The sequence below is a fragment of the Neoaquamicrobium sediminum genome, assembly GCF_040970315.1.
Lineage (GTDB): Bacteria > Pseudomonadota > Alphaproteobacteria > Rhizobiales > Rhizobiaceae > Aerobium > Aerobium sediminum.
Window position 1 is genome coordinate 34,106 of the sequence record NZ_JAZHFV010000012.1, and the last position, 23,662, is coordinate 57,767.

General features: G+C 61.7%; 16 protein-coding genes and 1 pseudogene. 11 read left to right on the forward strand and 6 right to left on the reverse strand.

Translation table 11 applies throughout. The features are described 5' to 3' along the window. Positions 1-58 precede the first annotated feature (58 nt). From V1479_RS23950 to V1479_RS23960, 3 genes are read left to right on the forward strand one after another with little or no spacing between them, the layout of a single operon-like run. The gene (locus tag V1479_RS23950) at positions 59-505 is read left to right on the forward strand and encodes a putative pterin-binding protein (protein ID WP_368805073.1); all 447 of its coding nucleotides are present in this window, start codon (positions 59-61) and stop codon (positions 503-505) included. 44 nt (positions 506-549) lie between these two features. Next, positions 550-1,839 carry a sensor histidine kinase gene (locus tag V1479_RS23955; RefSeq protein ID WP_368805074.1) on the forward strand — a complete coding sequence of 430 codons (1,290 nt, stop codon included), beginning with the start codon at positions 550-552 and terminating at the stop codon, positions 1,837-1,839. After that, positions 1,836-2,864: a response regulator gene (locus V1479_RS23960; protein WP_368805075.1), complete on the forward strand. Its 1,029-nt coding sequence runs from the start codon at positions 1,836-1,838 to the stop codon at positions 2,862-2,864. Before V1479_RS23955 ends, V1479_RS23960 begins: the two co-directional genes overlap by 4 nt. Positions 2,865-3,184: 320 nt before the next feature. Here the strand turns inward: V1479_RS23960 and V1479_RS23965 are convergent, their stop codons facing one another. Both V1479_RS23965 and V1479_RS23970 read right to left on the reverse strand, forming a co-directional pair. Further along, positions 3,185-3,334, reverse strand: coding sequence for a hypothetical protein (locus V1479_RS23965; RefSeq protein ID WP_173193772.1), 150 nt, complete (start codon positions 3,332-3,334; stop codon positions 3,185-3,187). 208 nt (positions 3,335-3,542) lie between these two features. After that, the gene (locus tag V1479_RS23970; protein ID WP_368805076.1) at positions 3,543-6,599 is read right to left on the reverse strand and encodes an aminotransferase class III-fold pyridoxal phosphate-dependent enzyme; all 3,057 of its coding nucleotides are present in this window, start codon (positions 6,597-6,599) and stop codon (positions 3,543-3,545) included. 130 nt (positions 6,600-6,729) lie between these two features. Between V1479_RS23970 and V1479_RS23975 the strand changes: the two genes are divergently transcribed. Further along, positions 6,730-7,176: an Lrp/AsnC family transcriptional regulator gene (locus tag V1479_RS23975; RefSeq protein WP_368805092.1), complete on the forward strand. Its 447-nt coding sequence runs from the start codon at positions 6,730-6,732 to the stop codon at positions 7,174-7,176. A gap of 67 nt (positions 7,177-7,243) precedes the next feature. On the opposite strand, the gene V1479_RS23980 is transcribed toward V1479_RS23975, so the two are convergent. The 3 genes from V1479_RS23980 to V1479_RS23990 form a co-directional block, all read right to left on the reverse strand. After that, positions 7,244-7,540: an RES family NAD+ phosphorylase gene (locus tag V1479_RS23980; RefSeq protein WP_368805077.1), complete on the reverse strand. Its 297-nt coding sequence runs from the start codon at positions 7,538-7,540 to the stop codon at positions 7,244-7,246. Further along, a complete protein-coding gene (locus tag V1479_RS23985; RefSeq protein ID WP_368805078.1) occupies positions 7,537-7,926 on the reverse strand; it encodes an antitoxin Xre/MbcA/ParS toxin-binding domain-containing protein in 390 nt (129 codons plus the stop codon). The genes V1479_RS23980 and V1479_RS23985 overlap by 4 nt, the downstream gene beginning before the upstream one ends. A gap of 282 nt (positions 7,927-8,208) precedes the next feature. Next, positions 8,209-14,562: a cadherin-like beta sandwich domain-containing protein gene (locus V1479_RS23990; RefSeq protein WP_368805079.1), complete on the reverse strand. Its 6,354-nt coding sequence runs from the start codon at positions 14,560-14,562 to the stop codon at positions 8,209-8,211. Positions 14,563-14,903: 341 nt separating this feature from the next. On the opposite strand from V1479_RS23990, the gene V1479_RS23995 reads away from it, so the two are divergent. Beyond that, on the forward strand, positions 14,904-16,349 hold the full coding sequence (locus V1479_RS23995) for a sensor histidine kinase (protein ID WP_368805080.1): 1,446 nt from the start codon (positions 14,904-14,906) through the stop codon (positions 16,347-16,349). Further along, positions 16,346-17,065, forward strand: a complete 720-nt coding sequence (locus tag V1479_RS24000; protein WP_173194452.1) for a response regulator transcription factor — start codon at positions 16,346-16,348, stop codon at positions 17,063-17,065. Before V1479_RS23995 ends, V1479_RS24000 begins: the two co-directional genes overlap by 4 nt. 843 nt (positions 17,066-17,908) lie before the next feature. Here the strand turns inward: V1479_RS24000 and V1479_RS24005 are convergent. Continuing rightward, positions 17,909-19,567 (reverse strand): M20/M25/M40 family metallo-hydrolase, encoded by a 1,659-nt coding sequence (locus V1479_RS24005; RefSeq protein ID WP_368805081.1) that lies wholly within the window; start codon positions 19,565-19,567, stop codon positions 17,909-17,911. A 195-nt stretch (positions 19,568-19,762) separates the two neighbouring features. Here V1479_RS24005 and V1479_RS24010 point away from each other — a divergent pair, with 195 nt between their 5' ends. The 5 genes and pseudogenes from V1479_RS24010 (at position 19,763) to V1479_RS24030 (ending at position 23,623) form a co-directional block, all read left to right on the forward strand. Next, a complete protein-coding gene (locus V1479_RS24010; protein ID WP_368805082.1) occupies positions 19,763-20,047 on the forward strand; it encodes a hypothetical protein in 285 nt (94 codons plus the stop codon). A gap of 539 nt (positions 20,048-20,586) precedes the next feature. Further along, positions 20,587-20,991: an IS66-like element accessory protein TnpA gene (gene tnpA, locus V1479_RS24015; RefSeq protein ID WP_144706539.1), complete on the forward strand. Its 405-nt coding sequence runs from the start codon at positions 20,587-20,589 to the stop codon at positions 20,989-20,991. Further along, positions 20,988-21,335, forward strand: coding sequence for an IS66 family insertion sequence element accessory protein TnpB (tnpB, locus tag V1479_RS24020; RefSeq protein ID WP_368805083.1), 348 nt, complete (start codon positions 20,988-20,990; stop codon positions 21,333-21,335). Before tnpA ends, tnpB begins: the two co-directional genes overlap by 4 nt. A 93-nt stretch (positions 21,336-21,428) precedes the next feature. Continuing rightward, a pseudogene (gene tnpC, locus V1479_RS24025) lies at positions 21,429-23,009 on the forward strand (IS66 family transposase). Further along, positions 23,006-23,623 carry a plasmid pRiA4b ORF-3 family protein gene (locus V1479_RS24030; protein ID WP_368805084.1) on the forward strand — a complete coding sequence of 206 codons (618 nt, stop codon included), beginning with the start codon at positions 23,006-23,008 and terminating at the stop codon, positions 23,621-23,623. Before tnpC ends, V1479_RS24030 begins: the two are co-directional and overlap by 4 nt. Positions 23,624-23,662 lie beyond the last annotated feature (39 nt).

Consider the following 23,662-nt stretch of genomic DNA (forward strand, 5'->3'; position numbering starts at 1 on the left):
ATTTTCATTTTGGATTGTGGTGATGAGATTGCGGTATCAAATCGTTCAGACCGCGTTGATGACGGCACTTGTGTTCATGGCCGGGCCAGTGGCCGCCGAGGACGTCCTGCTGACCCTGACCGGGGCGGTCAGGAACGACAGGGTAGAGATGACGCGCGCGGATTTCGATACGATGGACTGGCATGAGTTTTCGACATCGACCAGCGTCACAGATGGCAAGCCGGAGTTCCGCGGCGTGCTGATGCGAGACATCCTCGCCCATGCCGGGGCCGAGGGAAGTAGTGTGCGCGCGACAGCGTTGAACGACTATGTCGTCGATATCCCTGTCGAGGATTTTCACCGGTTTGATGTTCTGGCCGCGCTTTACATGGATGACGTGCCTCTGACCCCGCGTGACAAGGGTCCAGTCTGGATCGTCTATCCGCGCGACAATCACCCCGTTCTGGCCGATATACGGTATGACATGCGATGGGTCTGGCAGCTTGTCGCGCTGCATGTGCAATGACCGGCACAGGCGGGCGGACCCGGTATCTGTGGCTTGGTGGGCTGGTGGCGATCTGCCTGGGCCTGCTGGGGCTGGCTGCGTGGCAGCTTGTCGTGCTGGAACGCCAGATGCGGATTGCCGCAACCGAGAACATGATCTGGGTCTTTGGCCAGACGCAGATAGAGGCCTTGAACCTTGCGCTGGCGCTTTCGGATGAAGTTGCGCCGCAACAGATCCAGACTCGCTTTGACGTACTGGTTTCACGACTGACGCTCTTGGACGATGGGCCGCAACGTCGCTTTCTCGAGGAAGCAGGGGTCTTCGAAACGCTTGCGGGCTGGCGCAGTGGGCTACTGGCGCTTGACCCCGCGCAAGGTGTCGATCCGGCCGGGCTGCGGGCGCATGTCATGGCGCTGGTCGCTGCCCTAAGGGCCAAAGCGAGTCTGGTGATGTCCCATGAATGGCAGAGCCAGGCCACGCGCCTAGACAGTCTGAGGCACCTGCATTTGCTTGCGCTGTTGTCTATTCTGGGGGCTGCTGTAGCGGGATTGGGGCTGGTGGCAATCCTGATTGATCGTGAGAGGCAGCTGATGAGCGGACAGCTGGACTACCTGCGGGCTGAGAAGCTCGCCAGCGATCTGGAACGCGAACGCGAAACCTCTGAGAACCACCGCCGGTTCGCCGACCTGATTGCCCATCAGTTCCGCACGCCGCTAGCCGTAATCGACAGCGCGATGCACCGCCTGACGCGGCGCAGCGGCGGCCCGGTTCCACCAGAACTGATTTCAGAAAAGGCGGCGGTGTCCCGTGAGGCGGTCGCGCGGCTCGTGAAGTTGACAGATACCGCATTGATGATGTCCCGGCTGGAACGCGATGCGGTTCTTCCTAGCCTGCGCGCCCATGACCTAAGCGATCTGGTATCTTCAGTCATTGTTGACCTGATGGCGACGGCGTGGAACCGCGACCCGGCCCGTATCCGGCAGTCGGTGCAAACAGAACCAACTGTCGCGCTGTGCGATCCGATGTTGACTGCCGAAATCCTGTCCAACCTCCTGCGCAATGCGCTTTTGTATTCTCCACCCGATTGCCGCGTCGATGTGAGTGTTTTTCAGTCGCGGGACTGCATCGTCTGTCGGATCGAGGACAGAGGGAGGGGTATGTCGCCCGAAGAGATTGAGTGTGCTTTTGACAGGTTCTACCGAGGCAGCGGGCACGAGACTTTGCCCGGTTCCGGGTTGGGGCTGACGCTTGCGCGCGATCTGGCCCGAATACAGGGAGGAGACGTGACCTTGACGCCGCATGACGAGGGAGGCCTGACAGCCGCGCTTTATCTACCGAAGGATGACGCCGCATGACCGCGCCACTGATCCTGTGTGTCGAGGATGAACCATCCCTGCGAGACGACATCGCCTTCGAACTGCACGAGGCCGGTTACATCGTGAGCGCCGCCGGAGATGTGCGCGAGGCGCTGGCCTGTTTGGAAAGGCAGCGCCCCGATCTGATCCTCTGTGACATCCTAATGCCCGGCATGGACGGCAAGAGGTTCATGTCCCATTTGCGCCAGACAAGACACGATCTTGATGACGTGCCCTTTGTCTTTCTGACTGCCCTGGCCTCACGCCAGCAGGTAATCGATGGGCGCATGGCGGGGGCCGACGACTATGTGACCAAGCCGATTGACTACGACCTGCTTCGTGCCACCGTTGAAGCGCGCCTGAACCGGATGCAAAGGTTGCGCGCAATTCCGGGAGACCGGTCCGGCCTGGCCGCCCTCGACCGTCTGGCTCTTGGCGTGGTGCTGCTCGATGCCAATGGCGGCGTAGTCCATGTCAACCCTATGGCCCAAAGCTTATCGGACGCGGCAGGGATCTCGCTGAGTGGGCGTATTACCGCCAGCGGCGAAGATGGCCGGAAGTTGTCCGCGTTAATCTCAGGGTTGGCCCCGGGTAAAGGGATGGCCCCGACCGGGTTGCGCTTGGACGATGGGTGCCATCTCATGGTTATCGGGATGTCGCTGCCAGCGCACTCGCACCATGATGAGGCGGTCGCCATGCTGATACTGAGCGGCACAGGCAGCAAGCCTCCTATCGACACTGCGACCCTTGGCCAGTTGTTCAGCCTAACGCCGATGGAAGCTCAGGTCGCGTGTTTGTTGGCCGAAGGGTTGCGCCGCAGCCAGATCTCAGACAGGTTGGCGATCTCGGGTACGACCGTCGCATTCCATCTGCGAAATATCTTTTCCAAGACCGGTGTGCAAAGGCAAGCGGAACTGGTGGCGTTGATTCTGTCAGTCCCACCGACACAGTGCTGCGGTTGTGAGGACTTCGCGCCGCCCGTGCCGGACTGCGGGTCGCCACGCCCCTCGCCCCGTCGGCAATGAAATCGATCGGTGGCTAACAGATGGCGAAACAATTGCAGATACGGTCGCCGACGACGACCACTTGCTAGGGTCCAGATCTGTATTTTGCAGAGCTTGCGGTGTTTCCCTTGAGGGTTTCAAGGATCTGTCCGCACTGACGGCTGCGAGCAGCTGTCGTGCTGTATCGGGTTTCACAAGGCCGAACGTTGCATTGACTCAAAGCGGGCTCGTTGGCCCATCTGGTTATCTTCGCAGATCGTTCGTCCCTGCGTTCCCTCTCGGGACACCGCCCTCGGATCAGCTTTCCGGCTTCACCGCTGGCATATGGAATCTACCTCACCTCATGCTTCGAACAAAGTGCCGTCAGGCAGCATTGCGTGCGTGATCACGGCAAGACGGCGGGCAAGCGCCACGCGCGCTGCATTGTTGACCGAATCTTCGATGGCGGCACCCACACGATCATCGTAGGCGTGATTCGCGATATTGCCCATTACACGTCACGGAAGCCTCTTATCTATCATGCTGGTTCATTTGGCACCGTTTCGATGGGGCTCCCAGAATGAACTACCGAATAACGGGAAACCTGTGAGGAATACCTCTCGCGCATGATCGGGATTGGAACGCAGATACCTTGGGGCAGAATAAACGCCCTGACGGGAAGTGACATGTCGCAACGCGCGCGAATACTGCACGGGCCTGCTAAGCGCCTTCGGCTGATACCATGGCGAAAGTGTCCTCTAACACTTCAATAAGATGATCCGCATCAGCACGGCTGAAGACCATTGGCGGACGCATCTTAAGCACGTTGTCTTGCGGTCCCTCGGTGCCGATCAAGACGCCGCGCACCTTGGCCCCCTCATTGACCTTGCGGGCGAAGGCAGTGGCAGGCTCCTTCGTTTTGCGGTTGTTAACCAGCTCGATACCGAGGAACAGGCCCTGCCCCCTGACGTCGCCGATGACCTCATAGCGCTGTTGCATCGCCCTGAAACGGGCGACGAGGTAGGCACCGATCGCGGCGGCGTTGTCGCGAAGGCGATCCCGCTCGATAACGTCGAGCACGGCAAGACCCGCAGCGCACGACACCGGGTTGCCGCCGAAAGTGTTGAAGTATTCCATGCCATTGTTGAACCGATCGGCGATCTCGCGCGTGGTGACCAGCGCCGACATCGGGTGGCCGTTGCCTATGGGCTTACCCATGGTGACAATGTCGGGAACCACGCCTTGCATCTCAAAAGCCCACCAGTGGCTGCCAACACGACCGAAGCCGACCTGCACCTCATCGGCGATGCATAAACCGCCAACAGCGCGGACCATCCTGTAGACTTCGCGGAGGTAACCCTCGGGCAGAATGACCTGGCCAGCGACGCTGGGGATGGATTCCGCGATAAAGAAGGCTGGCGCGCGGCCCTGCTTGCGCATCGTTTCGATCTGTTCGCCAATGCTTTCGGCAAAGCGTAAGGCATACTCCTCCACCGGCCAGTCCAACGGCGCACGGTAGCTATCGGGAATGGCCGCCTCGAAGACATGCGCCGGCTTGCCCTTGCCGCCCTTGCGCTTGTATTTGTACGGGCTGAGGTCGATCAGTTCCTGGGTGGTGCCGTGATATGCCCAGTCGAGCACCAGCGCATCATTACTCCCGGTCATGGTGCGTGCCATGCGCAGCGCGAGCGAATTGGCCTCGCTGCCGGAGCAGGCGAATGAGGCGACCGACAAGCCCTCCGGTAAGGTTGCTGTCAGCCGCTCGGCGTAGGTGACAACGGCGTCGTGCAGGTAGCGCGTGTTGGTGTTGAGCCTCGCTGATTGGGTGCAGATGGCCTCGACTATGTCTGGGTGGGCGTGGCCGAGATGGCAGACATTGTTGAAACAGTCGAGATAGGCGCGGCCTCGGTCGTCGATCAGCCAGGCGCCCTCGCCGCGCACGAACTTGATCGGCTCGGAATAGGAGATCGACAGATTAGGCAAGAGCGACGTCCTGCGCGCGGCGACGATCTCGGGGCGCGTCCGACCTGTCTGAACAAAGGTCTCGGGGGGTATGCCGGCGAGCGTTGCTGCATCCGGAAACAGCTCGCCCCAAACATTGAGATATCGCGCCTCGCCGACACCCAGTATATCGCGGGCGGAGAGATTGAGGTCGGTCGATATCTGGAGGTGCAGGTGCGGCGCCCACCCTCCGTTTTCCACTGGCGCTCCCATTTCGCCGACGAGCGCGCCGGCTTGCAGCTTCTCGCCCGGCGTTAGGCGCGCCATCGCCTCATGTGCCATGTGGCCCCACAGTGTGACGAAGGGCGGGCAGCCGTCAGGTCTGTGTTCCAGTTCTATGAGACAGCCATAGCCGAGTGGGTCTTCCTCGATTTCCACGCTTCTGACGGTGCCGGGGAGCGGCGTGTAGACTTTTGTGCCAGCCTGCAAAAACAGGTCGAGGCCAAGGTGATGGACCCGGCGGGCGCCCTCGATGAAACGCGAACAGAAGATATCGGACGTGTAAACCGTGCGCGCCTCACCCCATGGGCCGATGCCAAGTTCGATGCCGTGTTCGGCACACCAGGCGTCCCACCAGGCGGTGGCCTTGTCGGGCTGCCGGGCGGCCGAGGTGACGGTCATCGGATGGGCCGGATCGCCGTAGGGCACCAGCGCCTTGACCTGGGTTGCCGGGTGACGATCGAGGACCGGCGCAAGGCTTTTCCTGTTGGCCTCGATCCAGGCGACTACGGCCCGGGCGCCCGGTGTAGCTTCGAATCCGCAGGCGTTGCGTAGGATGGACGTGGCGAACCTGCGGTTCATGGCGCCAAAGCGGCGGAGCAGCCGCCAGGCCGGGGCCTCGGAGATAGCAAGATAGGGATTGTCGGCGGACTTCTCCTTGCGCTCCGCCGACAGCGTAACGGAGATTACCAGGCGCATTGCGATGAGGTCGAACAGGACGTCGAGCTCCTCCTCGCGCAGCGGATACTCGGCGTGGAAGCCGGCAACCAAGGTTGCAGCAGCGCCGATCGGGTCTTCGACATCGAGAATGGAGTAGGCGCAGGCAACGGCCACCTCAGCGATCAGAGGTGAGTAAAGCGCGTCGCCGAAATCGATTATGCCGGCGATGCGCTCATGGTTGTCCTCGTCGACGAGGACATTCCAGTCATTGGCATCGTTATGAATGACCTGGGCACGCAAACCCGCAAGACGCGGCGCAACCGCGGCATCGAAATGATCGAGCAGGCCACGCACAAGCGCACGATCCGCCACATCAGAGACATGGTGGAGACGCTGACGCGCCGCACCGGCTTCCCGGATGTCCCAGTCGAACGTACGCAATGCGCCAGGATGGATGAAGCCCTGAAGTGCACTGTCAAGTCGGCCAAGCGCACGGCCAAGATTTTCGAGAAGCGCAGGGGTTCGCCCTGACATGGCCATGGGCAGTCCGGGCAACCACGTCACAAGGCGGACCGCGTGACGTTCGCCGGCATCACTTATCGCGTCGGCCAGCGGCGTGCCGTTTTGCGAGATCGTCAGTCGGGGTGCGGCGACATCGGGGTTGTTTCGCGCGAGATGGTCAAGCAATGCGACTTGGAACTCGCACTCCGAAACTGGTTCGCTGGCGTTGACAATCTTGAGGATCCACTGCGAGCCGTCATCGTGTGAGAGCTTGAAATTCTGGTCGCGCTCACTATCCAGGACTGTGACACGACCACCGATGCCAAACCTATCCATAGCCAACTGGGCGGCTTCTCTAAGGGAAAATGCGGGCGCGGGATGAGTCACGTCGGTCATGGGCAATCCAAAATTGTCATTACTGGAGCTTGGCACGAGCCGAAAAGTTCGGCATCCGGCAAAGCGTCGGTTGCACCGACACTATGACGACCTGGACCAGCATTTTAACGACGCGGATCGAAACCTCGCCATGAACGAACTCGATGCCAAGGACAGAGCCATTCTGGCAATTCTTTCTCAGGAGGCCCGCATCCCGCTAAAAACGTTGGCTGGGCGTGTCGGGCTGTCACGAAGTGCCACCAGCGGCCGCGTCGCCGCCCTTGAAAAGAGCGGCGTCATACGCGGCTATCGCGCCGATATCGGACTAATGGATACCAAGCTGGTTTCGGCGTTCCTGCTGATGACGCTGGTATCTACGCCATCAATCGGTGTGCTCGACCAACTGGCGCGCTACGCGGAGGTGCGACGGGTGTCGTCGGTCACCGGCCAGCTCGACCTGGTGGTCGAAGTCGAGGTGGCTTCGATTGACCAGCTGAACACCCTGCGTGACAACATTTCCGCGCATCCGAGTGTGCAGAACCTCACGACGCTGATTGTGCTGCGGCGGGACATCGAGCGGCGGGAACCAGGTAGCTGAGCCCGTTGCGGCATTGCCGTGTAGGTTGGCAAAAGGCCCCTCCCCTGCCCCGGGAATTTGCAACACCTCAGCGCCAAGACAACTGGTCCTTCGGTAGCCGGCCACTCGGATCGAAGACCCTCACCTTGTGCGGCAGATCCTGCCCCCAATCGATTTCGTAAGAACATAGCACGCAGGAATCTATTCGATGCGCAAAGCCCAGACTGGGTTCCTTGACCGCCGTCATAATGCTCAAGCCGAGATAGAAGGCCGGCACTCCCTTGGGGTTGAAGCAATCGCCCCTGATTGCTGCGCCATCCCCCGACATCGGCTTGAGTGCCCATCGCGGATCATGCGCTCGGTAGCATGTCCCTAAGAATCTCACGCAAATCCGCCAAGAGCCATGTGATCGAGATAGTCCCGAACTGCTGCAGCCTTGCCTTCCTTGACCAGGGCCTCGGCAGTCCGGCCGCCGAATGCCGGCAAGGGCTGGGCGCGATACCAGGCCATGGCCTGCTCCTTGCCGCCGGCCCACTCCGTCACGCGGCTGATGATCTCCAGCATTTCACGAAGGCGCCCCTGCGTTTTGGGAGCATGGCTGCGCTGGGCACGATAAAGCGTCTCTCGCGCAAGCCCCGCGGCCTCGGCAAGCTGGGTCTTGGACATCCCAAACTCGTCTGCGAGCTTATTGACCGCGATCCTTCCAGTCCGATCCATGTAGGACAGCACCAAGGATTCGTCAGGCATGGAAACTTTTGTGGCCGCGGTCATTCAGGTTACCTTGCCATATCGAATTGCACAATTCTTGTGCAAAATATACGGCGTCTTTGACTAGGCGGCGACTCTTTTCGATTTTTTGGGATGATGCTTGCTCCCGGAGGAGCTCACATCCGATCGGTTTATCCGTATCATCTGAGTTTGGAAATCCGCTCCCAAGTCGCACTCTCCGGCGCTCAAGATGGCCCGGCACCAGCGGTCCCGCGCGGGTGCTTAGGTCAAAAGGAATCTGGCCTCCGGATTTAGCCACTGAACTTCATTATCGATTGTCGATGCCTAGAACCGCCTGGCGAGTTCCAGGCCGATCGCGTGTTCCTGCGTGTCGTTTCCGAACGCCGTGCGGTAGTCGAAGCCCAGTGTCCAGGCCTGCGGGAGCTCGGCGTCGAGCGACAGGCCCAGCGTCACATAGCTTCGGTTGGATGCCTCGATATCCAGCCAGTACGGCAATCGCTCCATGTCGATGTAGCCCATGCTGATCCGGCTCGATCCCGCGAAATCGTGCGTGTACTCAACGCGCGCGCCCGGGGTCAGTGTGCCCCAGCCCGTCTTGAAGGCGTATTTGGCGCGAAGGCCGATGACGCCGGATACCGTATCGATGCTCTGGTCTCCGTAGCGCAGCCCGAAGTCGCCTCCGCCTTCTTCGGTGAAGCCGTCGAGCCAGGTACGGGACATCTCGACGCGCCCATAAGGCGAGACCAGCAAGGCCTGGTCGCGGAACTCGTAGGCCGCGGTCAGCGAACCGAAAAGCTGGTGTCCCGAGCGCGTGCCGTTGGCGAAGTCGCCGTTCGCGGTGACAAACCGTCTGCTGTCGAAATCGAGCCAGCTTCCACCAATGAGGCCATCCAGGAAGAAATTGTCGAGCGGCTTGTAACTGCCGTAGACAGCCGCGCTGTAGGCACGGCCAGTGCTCTGCGTGCCGTTGGCGCCGACATCTGTTCGATCACGGCCGAAGCCGACACCGAAGCCGCCGATGAACTTCTTCGAGAACCGATAGTCGATCCCGGCGCTGACCCCGACCATCGTGTGATCGAGGGCAAGTCCGCCATCGTCGCTCTCGCCGAAATTGACGTAACCGCCGGTCCAGACCGCGAAGGGTCCGAGATCCGGTCCTCCACCGTTGCCGGATGCGGACGAAGTGGCCTTCTCATCCGAGGCGAATGCGCCGCTTTTAGACGCGCCGGTATCATGCGGCGCATAGCCGAGGACACCCGGTTTCTCATGGGCCCGTTCGACAAGCTGCTGGATTTCACGGTCGCCGCGGCTTTCTTCCGCATTGTAGCCGAGGCGCAGATTCATGCTGTTCGTGCGCCGGTCTCCTTCGTCATGCAATTGTTCCAGCCGGTCGTTGAAGTTGCGTGTCTGCACCTGCGCGAAGCGCTTGGCGGCATCGACCTGGGCAGTCAGCAGTCCCACCACCTCCGGGTCCTGCGCAGGGTCGGGCCGGCCGACGATGGTGAACGCGATCGTTCCGGGCGCCGACGTTCCGGCAGCGTTGGAAAGCGTGAAGCGTAGATCGGCTTCACCCGCGTAGGTGGCGCTCGCGGCAAAGATCAGTTGGTAGGTCTGGCCGTCGCGCTCGATGCGGGCCGTGCCGGCCTCGGCATTGGATAGATCGACGATCGCGGCCCCCGTGAACGGGCCTCCTGTGGCGCCCTCGGCAAGGTCTACGGATGCCGTGTCGCCCGCATCGACTTCGATCGCGCGGGAGATTACCGTCGGCACGGGCTGCGCCCGCTCGACCGTGACCGTATAGGTTCGGGTCGTGGTGCCATCTTCGGCGGTGACGCCGACCTGAATCGCCGTTGAGCCGACAGACAAGGCAATCGCCTGACTGGCACTGCCGGACGCCACACTTTCCCCGTTGACGGTAATCGCTGCTTCAGCGTCATCGGCTGTCGGCGTCAGTGCAATGCTATCGACGGCGTTGGCAACGCCAATCGCATAGTCGAAACTGCCGGCGTCGAAAGCGGGATCGAGCGTACCGACACTTGGCACCAGATTCGCCAATCTCGCATTGGAAGACGCCGCGCGGGTGACAGTGGCGGTATAGGCACGGGTGGTCGTACCGTCCGCGGCAGTAACGACGACCTGAATGGCGGTCGACCCAACCGTCAGCGCGATCGACTGGCTGGCGCTGCCAGAAGCGACCGTCTGTCCGTCAACGGCGATCGTCGCTGTGGCCTCCGTCGCTGTCGGCGTCAGCGTGATGCTGTCCGTCCCGTTTTCGACGGCAACGTCATAATCCGTCGTTGCCGGGTCGAATACCGGATCGAGTGAGCCGGCGCTCGGTACAAGACCCGCAAGCGTCGCCTCGGCGGAAGCCGCGCGGGTGACCGTGACCGTGTACGCCTGGGTCGTCGTGCCGTCCTGCGCAGTCACCACGACCGGGATCGCCGTCGTGCCGACCGCCAGCGCGATCGACTGGCTGGCGCTGCCGGAAGCGACCGTCTGCCCATCGACCGTGACCGTCGCATTGGGTTCAGCCACAGTCGGTGTCAGCGTGATGCTGTCCGTCGCGTTGTCGATGGCAACGGCATAATCCGCCGTTGCCGGGGCGAATGCCGGATCGAGTGCGCCGGCGCTCGGTACAAGGCCCGCAAGCGTCGCATCGGCGGAAGCCGCGCGGGTGACCGTGACCGTGTAGGTCTGCGTAGTGGCGCCGTCCTCAGCGGTCACGACCACTGCGATTGGCGTCGGACCCACTGCCAGCGCGATCTGCTGGCTGGCGCTGCCGGACGCCACTGCCTGTCCGTCAACGGCGATTGTCGCATTGGCATCTGCTGCCGTTGGCGTCAGCGTAATGCTGTCGGTCGCATTGTCCACGGCAACAGCATAGGCTGTTGCCGACGGATCGAACGCGGGAGCGAGCGTACCGGCGCTTGCTGCCAGGTTGGATAGCGTCACATCGGTCGAGCCGCCGCGCGTCCAGGGCGTCCCTGCTGCGAACGGCACTGTCATCGGATTGCCGGCCAAGTCGGTGATCGATCCATTCGCGCGAGCATCGAGGCGCAGCGAGCCCATACCGGATATGCCGGTGACGTTGACATGGTAGGTCACGCCATCCGCGGTGCCGATGCCGGCGATCTCGCCCACGGCAGAACCAGCTGTTGTCAGCACGAAATCCGACTGGTCGACCCCGTTCACCTGCTCGGAGAACGTCACGTCGAAAAGGGCTGACGTCGCGTCCGGTGCCGGGCTGCCGCTGACCGCGCTGGAGATCGCCGTCGGCGCCACGGCATCGACGATCACGCCGCTCAGGTCGGGTATGCCGTTGAGCGTAAGATTGGCGGCGGTCCCGTCGGTGCTCTCGATAGTCCCCCCATTCACGAGGATGGATGGGCCAAGGCCGATACCGGACGGGGCGAGATCGCCAGCCTGCACCACATACCTGAACCTTACGACGACGCCACTATGAACATCGTAGTCCGCATATCGAGTCGTTCCGCCGATATCGATCGGCAATCGGGGATTGCCGGAAGCCACCACAACATCATCAAAATAGACATTGAAGAGTATGGTTTCACCCGCAGTGTAGGTGCCATCCGAGACGGTCACCAAATAAGGATTGGGAGCCGGCGCTCGATAGGTGAAGCCATCGGGTTCCGTGACCGTGCCACCCGGCGTCGCCACCGCAACATCCACCGCGCCAGTCGATCCCGCCGCCGTCACCGCCCTGATCTGCGTGTCGCTGTCGACCGTATAGCTTGTCGCCGCCACGCCGCCGAACGTGACGGCGTTTGCACCGGTCGCACCGGTCAGGTTCGTGCCCGTGATGGTGACCGTCGTGCCGCCGGCCGCCGGGCCGGTGTCCGGCGAAATGCCGGTGATCGTCGGCGCCGGAGGCAAGACAGCCAGCGTGTAGGTTCTCTCCGTCCAGTGAAGGCTATAGTCTCTGGTTGTCGCCCGAACCGTGAAGTTAACGGCGCCAAGTGCCGGTGGAGTCCCAGAAAGATCGCCGGTGTCACCGTCGAGAGTGAGCCAGGCGGGGAGATCAGCGGACGAATAGAAAAAGCCCGTATAGCCGCCGGTTGCCGCTACCGTCTGACTGTAGGTCTCTCCGACAACCCCATCGCCGAGCGTGTCTGGGGAGACCTCTATCTCCTCGACCGCTATGGTGATGTGACAGGTTTCGGTGACGGTACCGGCCCAGGTATCGGAATATGCATGACTAATGCCGCAGCCACTCGGCGGGCTGCTGTAGGTATTCGCGCCGCTTGGATGGATATTGATATGAAACGGCGTTCCAACGGGCACGGCGTCGCCATTATCGATGCTCGTGCCGGAGTCAAAAGCAAGGGCTACAAATCCAGCACCCGTGTCCCAGGTAATAAGAGCCGATGACGTGTAGGTGAAACCAACGACCTCCGTCGCGCTGCCGCCCGGCGTCGTCACAGCGACCTCGACCGCACCGGCCGGCCCTCCGGGCGTCACCGCCGAGATCTGCGTGTCGCTGTCAATTGAGAAGCTTGCTGCGGGTGTGCCGCCGAACATGACGGCTGTTGCACCCGTCAGATTGGTGCCGGTGATCGTCACCGTCGTGCCGCCGGTGTCCGGCCCTGCATAAGGCGAGATGCCGGTAATTGTCGGAGCATCCGGAGCGATCGTTACAGAAACATCAACTGGCGGCGAACTGAACGGCCCAGTGCCCGTGCTACTGTCAATCGCAACCACACCAAACGTAAACGTTCCAGCAGTCGTGGGCGAGCCGCTCAAGCTGCCGTCCGCCGCCAGCGTCAACCCGGGCACCATCGTTCCTGAAACCTGGGCATAATCATACGGAGTAGCACCACCGCTCGCGCCGCTCGCGATGGATTGGCTGTAAAGGACGCCCACGGTGCCGGCGGACGGGTTGGTTGGCATGTAGATGATCGTCGGGGGGGAAACCGTAACTGTTACCGTCGCCGGCGAGGAGGTGCCGCCGGCATTGGTGGCGGTATAGGTGAAGGTGTCCGGGCCGGCATAGCCGGAGGTCGGAGAATAGGTGATCGACATACCGGAAACGTTGGCAGCGCCGTGTGCGGGAGCCGTGGCAACGTCGACCGAGCTGGCTGGCATGCCGGTTATGCTCAATGTGATCGGGTTGTTGCTGCTGCCATAGGCGACCGTAGCGGAGACTGGATTCGCGGTTGGTGGGCTGTTTTCGACAGTAAATGCTGCCGGCGCGGTGGCTGTCCCCGCGGCCGCAAAAACTTCAACGTCCACAACCCCACCCGGGTGCGCAGGCACCTCGGCGAGGACCGTACTGTCATTGACCGCCGTCACATCAGCAGAGACCACACCGCCGAAATGAACACCCGAGGCGCCCGTCAAGCCAGCGCCTGTGATGGTCACCATCGTGCCGGGCGCGCCAGTGCTTGGCGAAACGTCAGTGATTGTCGGCCCGCTCGCATCATCGTTCAGGATCGTGCCTACAGCTTGTGCGTCGACCACCGTCGCGCCCGAAACGTTTGTGACGTTCACGAAGAAGGTCTCGTCCGCTTCATCGAGCGTGTCGCCGTAGATCTGTATGCTGTACGATACAACGGCATTGAGCGAACCAAAGCTGACGCCAGTATCACTGCTAATCTGGTAGTCGTCCCCCCCGGTGGCAGTGCCGTCAGCTGTGGCGATATCGAACGTCACCGATCGAAACTGCGGCAAAGGCTGGTCGAGCTGTATGGTGAACATGGCTGTGGTGACGCCGGAATCACCCTCCAACACGGAGACGTCGCCAATTGACAAAAACAACTCCACCGGGGCGTCATAGGTGAACCCATCGGACGCAGTAACGCTGCCGCCGGGTGTGACGACTTCCACATCGACAGGGCCCTGCGCGTGTGGGGGCGTCACGGCCGTGATCTGCGTGTCGCTGTTGGCAGCGAAACTTAAGGCTGGATCGCCTCCGAAGCTGACGCCGGTCGCGCCCGTAAAGCCAGTGCCAGTGATGACTACACTCGTGTTGCCCTCAGCGGCGCCGTTGCTTGGCGAGATGTTGGCGATGGTAGGAGCACCGGCGCTGGGACCGACGACGGTGAGCGTGAAGGTTTGCGATCCAGAGTGGCCGTACCCGTTTGTTGCGCTGGCCGTGAAGGTGAAGCTTCCTTCTTCGCTGGGCATACCCGACACAGTTCCACCACTAAAGGTCATGCCTGTCGGGACCGCGCCAGACTCCAGCGTTACAGTGAAGGGGCTGTCGCCTCCACTCGCCATCACGTCGAAAAACCCGAACTCCCCTTCCACCAGTTCGGTCGGCCCCACACCCATAACCATGATTGGGGTTTCGTAGCCTGCCACATGACATGTTTCCGTGATGGTCGCCTGCCAGCTATCACCGCTGCCGTGAACGATATTGCAGCCGCTAGGTTCAGACCCATACGTCCATCCGGTCGGAAAATTGAAATCGAAGGTGAGTGTCGTTCCGACGTCCACCAGGTCGCCGTTCGACACGAATCCGCTCGGGCCACCGTGCACCATAACGAACCCGGAATCCCACGTGACGGTGGCCGTCTGTGCGCTTGCCGGAGTGGTGACCCCCAGCCCGGCAAACAGGAAGATGAAGAGCAGCATGAGCCGTGACAGGCGCGAGATCGATCCAGTTTCACTGCGTCCAGCAGTGACCGCATTCGCGAACAGAACGCTTGAACTGGCCATCTTCGCCCCCGACCTAAAGAACCGTCCCGCAGACGGTTGATGTGGCTCGTGCGGCGTGTGCGCGTTGCAGGAACCACGACCCAATGCCCCCTCAAGGCAAAGCGCCGGCAATTCCTCTCAAAGTCGACATCTCCCAGGCAACGTTGGCCCTAGGAAGGTTGTCAGTGCCGCATGAAATCCACCTAAGGTAGCTTTTGAACACCCACTGAATCCATCGACCAATTCTAGTGAATTCTAACCAATTCTTGCACTTGCGGCCGTGACTTGCCTCTCCACGCAACTCCTGCAAAGCTCGGAACTGATGCAGCGGAGGGCCGCAAGGGCGGTACGAATGCGCGGGGATGCTTGATCTCAAAACGGTCCTTGTGGTCACCTTCGCGATCGCTTGCTTGCAGGCGGTCGCCTGGACGTTTGTCTGGCTAGCCTGGCGCCATCTCTACGAACTCAGATTTCTTGCAGCAGGCCTCGCCGCGATCGCGCTTGGCTTGTTTCTCATGATCGTACGCGGCATGGAGCCGGCCGGATGGAGCATCGTGCTCGTCAATCTCGTGATCAAGATCGGCCTTGTCCTTCTCGCCGAAGGGCTTGCCCGTTTCCTGGGACAACCGCGCTACACGTGGGCTGGTGTGTCGCTGCTGGTTTTTCAGCTCGCGACTTGGACGATCGCGGTGAGGGTCGATCCTGGCAACGTAGCCATCCGAATCCACCTTTCGACCGTCTTCACGGTGATCATGATGTCGATCATGTGCCTTGCGCTTTTACGCGACAGGACGCAGCCGCAGCTGCTGCGCTGGATCACGATCGGCATCCTGCTCGAATACATGATCGCCAGTCTCATGCAGAGCGTGATCGAGCAAGGACGAGCCGTATCCGGCTCGGCCTTCGTGCTGGCCGATCATAACGCCTGGTATCTGATGCAAGGCGCACTGTTCCAGATCGCCTTCTTTGCTTGCGTCCTCTTCATGGTCAGCACCCGCCTGTCGACGGATTTGCGCGAGAAGAACGAAGCCCTCTCACGTGAAATCGACGAGCGTCGAAGGTTGGAAACAAAATTGAGTGCGAGCCTGGAGGCTGAACGGGCGCTGCGCGAGGAGCAGGCCGATTTCATGCGTGTCGTCAGCCACGAGTTCCGCACACCGCTTGCCATCATCCGCAACGCAACCGAGATGATCGGGCTCGTCGGCGACAAATCCCCTGATGCGACGCGCGAACGTATCGCCGGTATCCGCGACGCGCTGAACCGGCTGTTTTCCCTCATCAACCGCTTCATGTCGGACGACCGGGATAGCCGGTTTCAACCCGAGCATATAACGCTCGCCTCGGTGTTGCTCGACCTGAGGCTGCATTTGAGAATGACAGAGCAGGAACACCGCCTGAAGCTCACCGTGGATGACGAGCGGACCTTACTGGTGGCGGATCCTGAGATGCTGACGACCATCATCATCAATCTCATCGATAACGCCCTCAAATACTCGCCTTCAGATGAGCCGGTCGAGGTCGACGTACGACGGCGGGACCGTGATTTGATCATTCAGGTGCGCGATCGGGGCATCGGCATACCCGAGGACGAGCAGCACAAGATCGGGCGACGTTTTTTCCGCGCCTCCAACGCTGCGGCGCGCGGCGGAACAGGGCTTGGGCTATACACCTCGCGCAAGCTGCTTGCCTATCATGGTGGCACGCTGCAGCTGGTTGCCAACGTCGATCAAGGGATGACGGCAACAGCAGCGTTGCCGCTGCCCGCTGTAGACGCGACCCAACCTCGCCCGGACAAGATAACGGCATGACCCACATTCTTATCGTCGAAGACGAGCCCCGGCTGCGCACGGATCTGGTGGATTTTCTGCACCTGAGCGGTCTTGAGGCTTCTGGCGTAGCAACAGCCCGTGATTTACGGGAAGAGTTGTGCGGGGGCTGCAGGCCGGCAGTCGTGGTCCTTGATGTCGGACTACCGGACGGCAACGGGTTCGACCTCGCCGCCGAGATCCGTCGCGACCACCCATGCGGCATTATCATGCTGACGGCGCTCGGCGACAGCGACGACCGGATCCGTGGCTTCGACAGCGGCGCCGATATCTATCTCGTCAAGGACAGCACTTTGCGCGAGATCGAGGCGGCGATCCGCAGCCTGCTGCGCCGCACAGCCGATCTACCCAATTGGACTGGCAATGACGAACAATGGGTCCTCGACAGCACCGGCTGGATTCTGACCGCGCCCAGTCAGCGGGCACTCACGCTAACCGCGGCAGAGTTCGCCTTCGTGAATTTTCTGTGCAGCCGGACTGGCCAGGTTTGCCATCGCGAAGAACTGGTCGAGATCATGGCGCGTCCTCGATCGACATTTGACAACCGGCACCTTGACGCAGTCGTCAACCGACTGCGCCGCAAGATCGAGTCCCGCACCAATCTCCCGGCGCCAATCAAGGTTGTCTATGGCGTGGGCTACATGTTCACCGCTTCAATCGTCGCTCGTAGCGGCAGCTCATCGCGCAGTGAAGGTTAGCCAACTCATGCTTCGCGCGCAGCACCAAGCTTGGTACCTTGGTGCTGCCGACCAGACGAGGGACCGAACGCGGATTGGCAATCAGCCGAGTGATCGCACAGATGATAGCGCACACCGCAGCCGGGTGGTGGAAGAGATTTCATCCGAGCCAGAAGAAACTGCCAGGCCAGTGTCAGGCAATGAGTTGATTCGCCTCAGGCAAAATAATCCAGTACATTTAACTACATGAAGATGGATGGGATCGCCTCATGAGCTGGGCCATAATAGCCCCGCTAGCTGGAACCAGCGGGGCTTGTTATCTGAGATGCGGCACTCAGTACTCATCCGCGAAGACAATGATGCCAAGCGATGGTGAAGCAGCGGTTAACGGCCTAGGCCGGGAGCAGCAAAACGCAAAAGTAAAATCGACCAGTTTGGCATAGTGGAATGCCCGTCAAACCGCCAAAGGTTTAGAGCCGTAATGTGGGCGGAGTGAACCATGATCGTGGCAAAAGCGATCAACCTCCTGACGTCAGACAGGCGCCGATTGCTGTGTGCGTCCGATTCATCCTTGAAGCGCCAGATCACAGTTCTCACGCGCATGCGGCACAGACCGCTGAAGCTTGCCGACAACCGCAGGCTTTGTGTGCGGTCGACGCGGCCACTATGGCACCGCCCGATCCTTAGTCCCGGCTTTCACCGATTGGCTGCGTGGATATTGTGATGGACGAGCGGTCCAAAATATCGGAATGCTGCGCTCGCGCGCACCCTGCTTATTTATCCACCTAAGCAGGTTCGGGGAACGCTTTCGACCTCCTCCCGAAGCGGAGGATCTGATCCACGCAGGATCTGCCGGCAGCAGGCCTAGCCGTTGAGAACGTCACTCACGACATCTGCGAGAAGTCTCGGGAGAATGTCAAATGCATAGCCGGTGTGCAGCCGCTCGAGCGGCGTGTGATAGTCGCGACCCCACGGTCCAATGTTAATGGTGGGAACGTTGGCGATGCCATCGCTACCGGGCCAGCGTACGACCTGTTCCCACAATGGTGTGTTACGGCCGACGACGTTCAGGTTAGATTCGTCTGCTTCTCCAAAGAAACTCATGTCAGAGATCCCAGCAAAGTAGTCGACGCATCTGACGACGCAACCATAGCGCGCTTCGCTGTGCCTCGCGGCGCGAACGGCGACGGTCCGCAAATGCCTCGCATTGTCGCGGCTCGAAAGTTGTGTCGAAAGATACGGAACCGAACCGAAGCCTGTTACGACGGCTGGACCCGCCAGGCCGCTCAGACGCCAGGCATGCTCCGTCATCAGCCGGCAGCTTTCTGGCAACGACAGGTGCTGCGTCGCCAGGGTGCGCGCCTTCTCCGTCATCAGCGTGTCGTTTCCTGGCTGACGTTTTCGCGCCGCGGCCGCCACATCCTCGTAGTTGTAGATTGGGATCGAACCCGGCAGGAGGGGTGCGTCCTTGGTGCCTGCGATCCCAACGGCCCGTGCCCGTAGCTCTCCCAAAGCCTGGGCCAGGGCTTCTGCGCAAAGCGCATCGAACCGGGTCAGAACCTCGATGGGTGTCCTCCGGTAAGTGAGGACATTAAAGTATGCGAAAGCCGTTGCCGGCGTTGTGACGTCATAGGATGTTTTCCCGTCCCGCAAGCTGAGTAGGCTCGGCGGTGCCCCGGCACCCGTCGAAAGCGTCTCCGTCAGTTCCTCCGCCCACTCCACTCGCGCTGCGATGACCGCTGCGAGTGCGCCCGCATTAATGCCGTTGAAGGGAAAACCGCTATGGGCAGGCGTTCCAATGACGAGAGCGGTTGGCAACAACTTGCCTACGGTGCCCAGCGCGATCACGCGACCGTCATGCCCCTCCTGATCGTCGGCAATGGCGTCCAGATTAATGACGGCTGCGATGTCGAGATCGTGTCGGAGTGCGATCTCTGGCAGGAGCTGCGCGGCGCGTCGAGCGCCTGCTGAGCCGTTTTCCTCATCTGGAACCGCGATGAAAAGCACGTTGCCTGAACCCGAAGCTTCAGTAGCCAGGGCTGCTATGGCCGATAGACCGGCTGCCAAGCCGGCCTTCATGTCAAGAAGACCTCTGCCCGGTAGGAATGCATTCGCGGCTAGATCGGATTCCGCCCTCTGCGCGGCAGCCGTTGTCGGATTGGCAAGCCTCTGGCGCATGGCGACTGCAAGCTCTTGCGGCTCAGTTGCAAGATCGCTGAGGTCACCGTAGTCGTCTATCGAAACTGTATCGTAGTGACCGGTCAGAATTACTGTTCGCCGGCCCCCACGGCGCAACAACATCGCGACGCACTGACGCGCATCCCCGTCGGCCACGGGGAAGGTCCACACGTCTCGCCGAATGCCGAAACAGTCACTTTCCATGAGCCGGTGCGCCAGCCATTCCGCGAAATCCACCTCACCGGAAGTGCCCGTCACGCTGCGCCGGCGTGTCAGTTCCATGGCCCAGTGTTGGGCAATGTCGAAGTGCCGCTCGTCGGGACCGCTGTTCGACGTTTGATCCATCTGTGCACGCTCGCTCTTTGGCTGCCTCAAGGTTCGGTATGATGCCAGAAAGCACCAATTCAGCCCGACCGCCATCGTTCTAGCGACGCTGCGCTCAAGGCGGCTGTCAAACGCAAGCAGAGCGGTGTGGGTGAGCGGCACCCTTGTCCTTTGCTCCGCGCTCCGTCAGATTTGGCCGTTGAATCGAGGGACCTCATGACGAACGAAGCCGTACCCAGCATCACCTATTCACCACTGGGCCAACGGATTGAAGGTGACGGCACCTACATCGATGTCGAGATCTACCGGCGCGAGAGTGATGCTGGTTGGATTCTGGAAGTCGTAGACGAAGAGAACGCCTCAACGGTCTATGACGATCCTTTCGAGACTGATGAAGCTGCGTTGGCCGAGGTTCTGGCGTCGATCCAGAAGTACGGATTGAGGGTCTATCTGGAGAATGGATTTCCAGATGAAGACGTGCAGTCAGGCACCCTTCACTAAAGCCATTTCGCTTAAAATCGATTGCGCCACGCCGCTAGGACCGGAGGTCACCTGGATTTGGAGAGCCAGTAGATGCAATCGGTTGCTTTGTATACCGTCGCAGGGTTGATCTTGACTGCTGTCGGCACGTTGGGAGTTGCTCCCGCCCTGATCAGAGGGCGGATTGGCAAGCAAGCCATCTGGTTCGCCATCCCTCTCGTAATCGGACTTGCAATGCTAGTCCTATTCCTCGCTTAAGCCACGCTGCAGTGTCGGATGATGCGCAAGCCGACAAAGTCTGCCAGCTAGCAGGCACAAAGGCCCGTTCGCGCGGGTTCGGCGAGCGAAGCGAGATTTGAGCGGGCGGCCCCGACATAAGGCCATTGCAGCCGGAGACCCTAACGCGGGGATCCGTACCTGCCGCATTCATAGGCACGTCTGCAGCGGGGGCCTTAAAAACGCTGAAGTACGCGAGCTGTATCGTACCCCTCCGGTGAAGGCCGCCTTGCGGGCTGAGGGCGAACGTCGGAAGTCCTAGGGATAATCCTAGGAGTAGCCCTATGACGATGCCGCGGGTGGAGGTGATCACGTCGGTCGAGAGACGCCGCCGCTGGTCGCGTGAGGAGAAGGAGCGCCTGGTCGCGGCGTCGCTTGAGCCTGGCGTGTCGGTTTCGGAAGTCGCGCGATCGGCGGGCATTCACGTCAGCCAGCTCTTTCGATGGCGCAAGGAGCTGTGCGATCGGGTCGATACCGGTTCATCGCAATTGGTCCCGGTCGAGATCGTTCCTGCCGCTGCCATACCGCCCGCCGTTGAGGCGGCGGTGCCATCGGCGTCTCCCGGCCGCAGTCGCCGCAAGAGCGGCATCATCGAGATCGAGCTTGGCGGCGGGCGCCGTGTCCGTGTCGATCGCGACGTGGATGCCGAGGCGCTGCGGCGCGTGCTGGACGCGCTCGGGTCCCGATGATTCCGGTTCCCAGCGGCGTGCGGGTGTGGCTGGCGACTGGCCACACCGACATGAGGAAGGGCTTTCCGGGCCTGGCGCTGGTGGTGCAGGAGTCGCTGAAGCGTGATCCGCACAATGGTCACCTGTTCGTCTTCCGCGGCCGCCGCGGCGATCGGATCAAGGTTCTGTGGCACGACGGCCAGGGCGCCTGCCTGTTCTCGAAGAAGCTCGAGCGCGGCCGCTTCATCTGGCCGTCGCCGGCCGACGGCGCGGTCACGATCACGCCGGCCCAACTCGGCTATCTGCTCGAAGGCATCGACTGGCGCATGCCGCAAAAGACCTGGCGGCCGACGGCGACAGGCTGACGATTTTGGCCTTGCACATGGTGGTGGATATGATTCCATCGCCCTGTGTCCACCGCTGAATCGCTCCCTTCCGACCTCGCCGCCGCCCACGCGATGATCCTCGCGGAGCGCGCCGCGCGCGTCGAGGCCGAAGCGCTTGCCGCCCGTGCGGCGGCGGTCAGCTCCGGGACCTAGGCGCTGATTGCAAGACTGAAGCTGGAGATCGAGAAGCTCAGGCGCGAGCTCTACGGCAGCCGCTCGGAGCGCAAGGCCAGGCTGCTCGAGCAGATGGAGTTGCAGCTCGAGGATCTGGAGGCGAACGCAACCGAAGACGAACTGGCGGTGGAGCACGCGTCGCGCGCCACGACGGTGAAGTCGTTCGAGCGTCGTCGTCCATCGCGCAAGCCGTTCCCGGAGCACCTGCCGCGCGAGCGCGTCGTGATCGCCGCTCCCGAGAGCTGCGCTTGCTGCGGCTCGACCAGGCTGTCGAAGCTGGGCGAGGACGTCACCGAGACGCTGGAGGTGATCCCGCGCCAGTGGAAGGTGATCCAGACGGTGCGCGAGAAGTTCTCGTGCCGGCAGTGCGAGGCGATCAGCCAGCCGCCGGCGCCGTTCCACGTGACGCCGCGCGGCTTCGCCGGCCCGAACCTGCTTGCCATGGTGCTGTTCGAGAAGTTCGGCCAGCACCAGCCGCTGAACCGGCAGAGTGAGCGCTATGCCCGCGAGGGCGTCGATCTGAGCCTGTCGACGCTGGCCGATCAGGTCGGCGCGTGCGCGGCGGTGCTGCGTCCGCTTCACGCCCTGATCGAAGACCATGTGCTGAAGGCAGAGCGGCTTCACGGCGACGACACCACGGTGCCGATCCTGGCGAAAGGCAAGACGACCACCGGCCGGGCCTGGGTCTATGTCCGCGACGATCGCCCCTTCGGCGGGGCATCACCACCGGCAGCCCTGTTCTACGCATCGCGCGACCGGTCGGGCGATCATCCCGAGCGGCACCTGAGGCAGTTCACCGGCATTCTGCAGGCCGATGCCTATGCCGGCTACAACGGGCTCTACCTCCCCGACCGGAAGCCCGGACCGGTGACGGAGGCGCTCTGCTGGAGCCATGCACGGCGCAAGTTCTTCGTGCTTGCCGACATCGCCGCCAATGCGCGTCGGGGAAAAACCGCGCCGCCGATCTCACCGATCGCCTTCGAGGCCGTCAAACGCATTGATCTGCTATTCGACATTGAGCGCGACATCAACGGACTGCCCACGGAGGAGCGCCTCGCCATCAGGTCGGAGCGGAGCGCGCCGCTGGTCGCCGAGTTGGAAGAGTGGATACGTGACGAGCGGGCCAAGCTGTCGCGTCACGCGCCCACCGCACAGGCTATAGACTACATGCTCAGGCGCTGGGAGGGGTTCAGCCGTTTCCTCGCAGACGGGCGCATCTGCCTGACCAACAATGCAGCCGAGCGGGCGCTGCGCGGTCTCGCCCTCGGCAGAAAGTCCTGGCTCTTCGCCGGCTCCGAACGAGGTGCCGAGCGTGCGGCCGTCATGTATACCCTCATCGGCACGGCAAAGCTCAACGATGTCGACCCGCAGGCTTGGCTCGCCGATGTGCTCGCCCGCATCGCCGATACGCCGCAGGGCCGGCTGAGTGATCTCTTGCCGTGGAACTGGACGGCGCAATCTGCAAGACTGGTGGCATGAGCCACGCCGATCGCATCGCCCGCATCATGATCCAACTCGATGACTGGCAACCCGCCATATGGCGGCGCGCCGAGGTGCCGCTGACGGCAACGCTCAAGGCCTTGCACGACGTCATCCAGGCGGCAATGCCGTTCGACGACTATCACCTGTTCGAGTTCCGTGCCGACGGCAAGCGCTACGCCATTCCAGAGCCCGAATGGGACAGCCTGCGCGACAGAACCTACTCGGCGAAGACGACGCGGCTCGGAACGCTGGTCGATCGCGGCATCACGCAACTGGCCTACACCTACGACTTCGGTGACGACTGGCGGCACACGATCACCATCGAGGCAATCGCCGACGCCGATCCCGCTGTCGAGTATCCCCACTACATCGACGGTGCCGGCCGCGCGCCACCCGAAAATGTCGGCGGCATCCCCGGCTTCGAATTGTTCCTCGACGCGATCACCGATTCCAAACACGAGCAGCATCGCGAACTCAAACGCTGGCACGGCCGCCCGTTCGATCCCGCACATGCTGCTGAAGACGAAATCCAGACCCGGATCAAAAAGCTCGCCAGACGCCGCGCTCTCGGCAAGGCCGGCTTCGAGAAAAGCCGCAGTCAGGCGCGCTGATGATCCGAGGCGGCTGCGGACCTCGCCGGAGGCTTACGC

Excerpts from the sequence above, each read along its gene's own strand:
- V1479_RS24010 (WP_368805082.1), top strand. The coding sequence starts at position 19,763 with ATGACGAACGAAGCCGTACCCAGCATCACCTATTCACCACTGGGCCAA.
- V1479_RS23990 (WP_368805079.1), bottom strand. The coding sequence starts at position 14,562 with ATGGCCAGTTCAAGCGTTCTGTTCGCGAATGCGGTCACTGCTGGACGC.
- tnpB (WP_368805083.1), top strand. The coding sequence starts at position 20,988 with ATGATTCCGGTTCCCAGCGGCGTGCGGGTGTGGCTGGCGACTGGCCAC.
- V1479_RS24030 (WP_368805084.1), top strand. The coding sequence starts at position 23,006 with ATGAGCCACGCCGATCGCATCGCCCGCATCATGATCCAACTCGATGAC.
- V1479_RS23960 (WP_368805075.1), top strand. The coding sequence starts at position 1,836 with ATGACCGCGCCACTGATCCTGTGTGTCGAGGATGAACCATCCCTGCGA.
- V1479_RS23950 (WP_368805073.1), top strand. The coding sequence starts at position 59 with ATGACGGCACTTGTGTTCATGGCCGGGCCAGTGGCCGCCGAGGACGTC.
- V1479_RS24000 (WP_173194452.1), top strand. The coding sequence starts at position 16,346 with ATGACCCACATTCTTATCGTCGAAGACGAGCCCCGGCTGCGCACGGAT.
- V1479_RS24005 (WP_368805081.1), bottom strand. The coding sequence starts at position 19,567 with ATGGATCAAACGTCGAACAGCGGTCCCGACGAGCGGCACTTCGACATT.
- V1479_RS23965 (WP_173193772.1), bottom strand. The coding sequence starts at position 3,334 with ATGGGCAATATCGCGAATCACGCCTACGATGATCGTGTGGGTGCCGCC.
- tnpA (WP_144706539.1), top strand. The coding sequence starts at position 20,587 with ATGACGATGCCGCGGGTGGAGGTGATCACGTCGGTCGAGAGACGCCGC.
- V1479_RS23985 (WP_368805078.1), bottom strand. The coding sequence starts at position 7,926 with ATGACCGCGGCCACAAAAGTTTCCATGCCTGACGAATCCTTGGTGCTG.
- V1479_RS23975 (WP_368805092.1), top strand. The coding sequence starts at position 6,730 with ATGAACGAACTCGATGCCAAGGACAGAGCCATTCTGGCAATTCTTTCT.
- V1479_RS23995 (WP_368805080.1), top strand. The coding sequence starts at position 14,904 with ATGCTTGATCTCAAAACGGTCCTTGTGGTCACCTTCGCGATCGCTTGC.
- V1479_RS23970 (WP_368805076.1), bottom strand. The coding sequence starts at position 6,599 with ATGACCGACGTGACTCATCCCGCGCCCGCATTTTCCCTTAGAGAAGCC.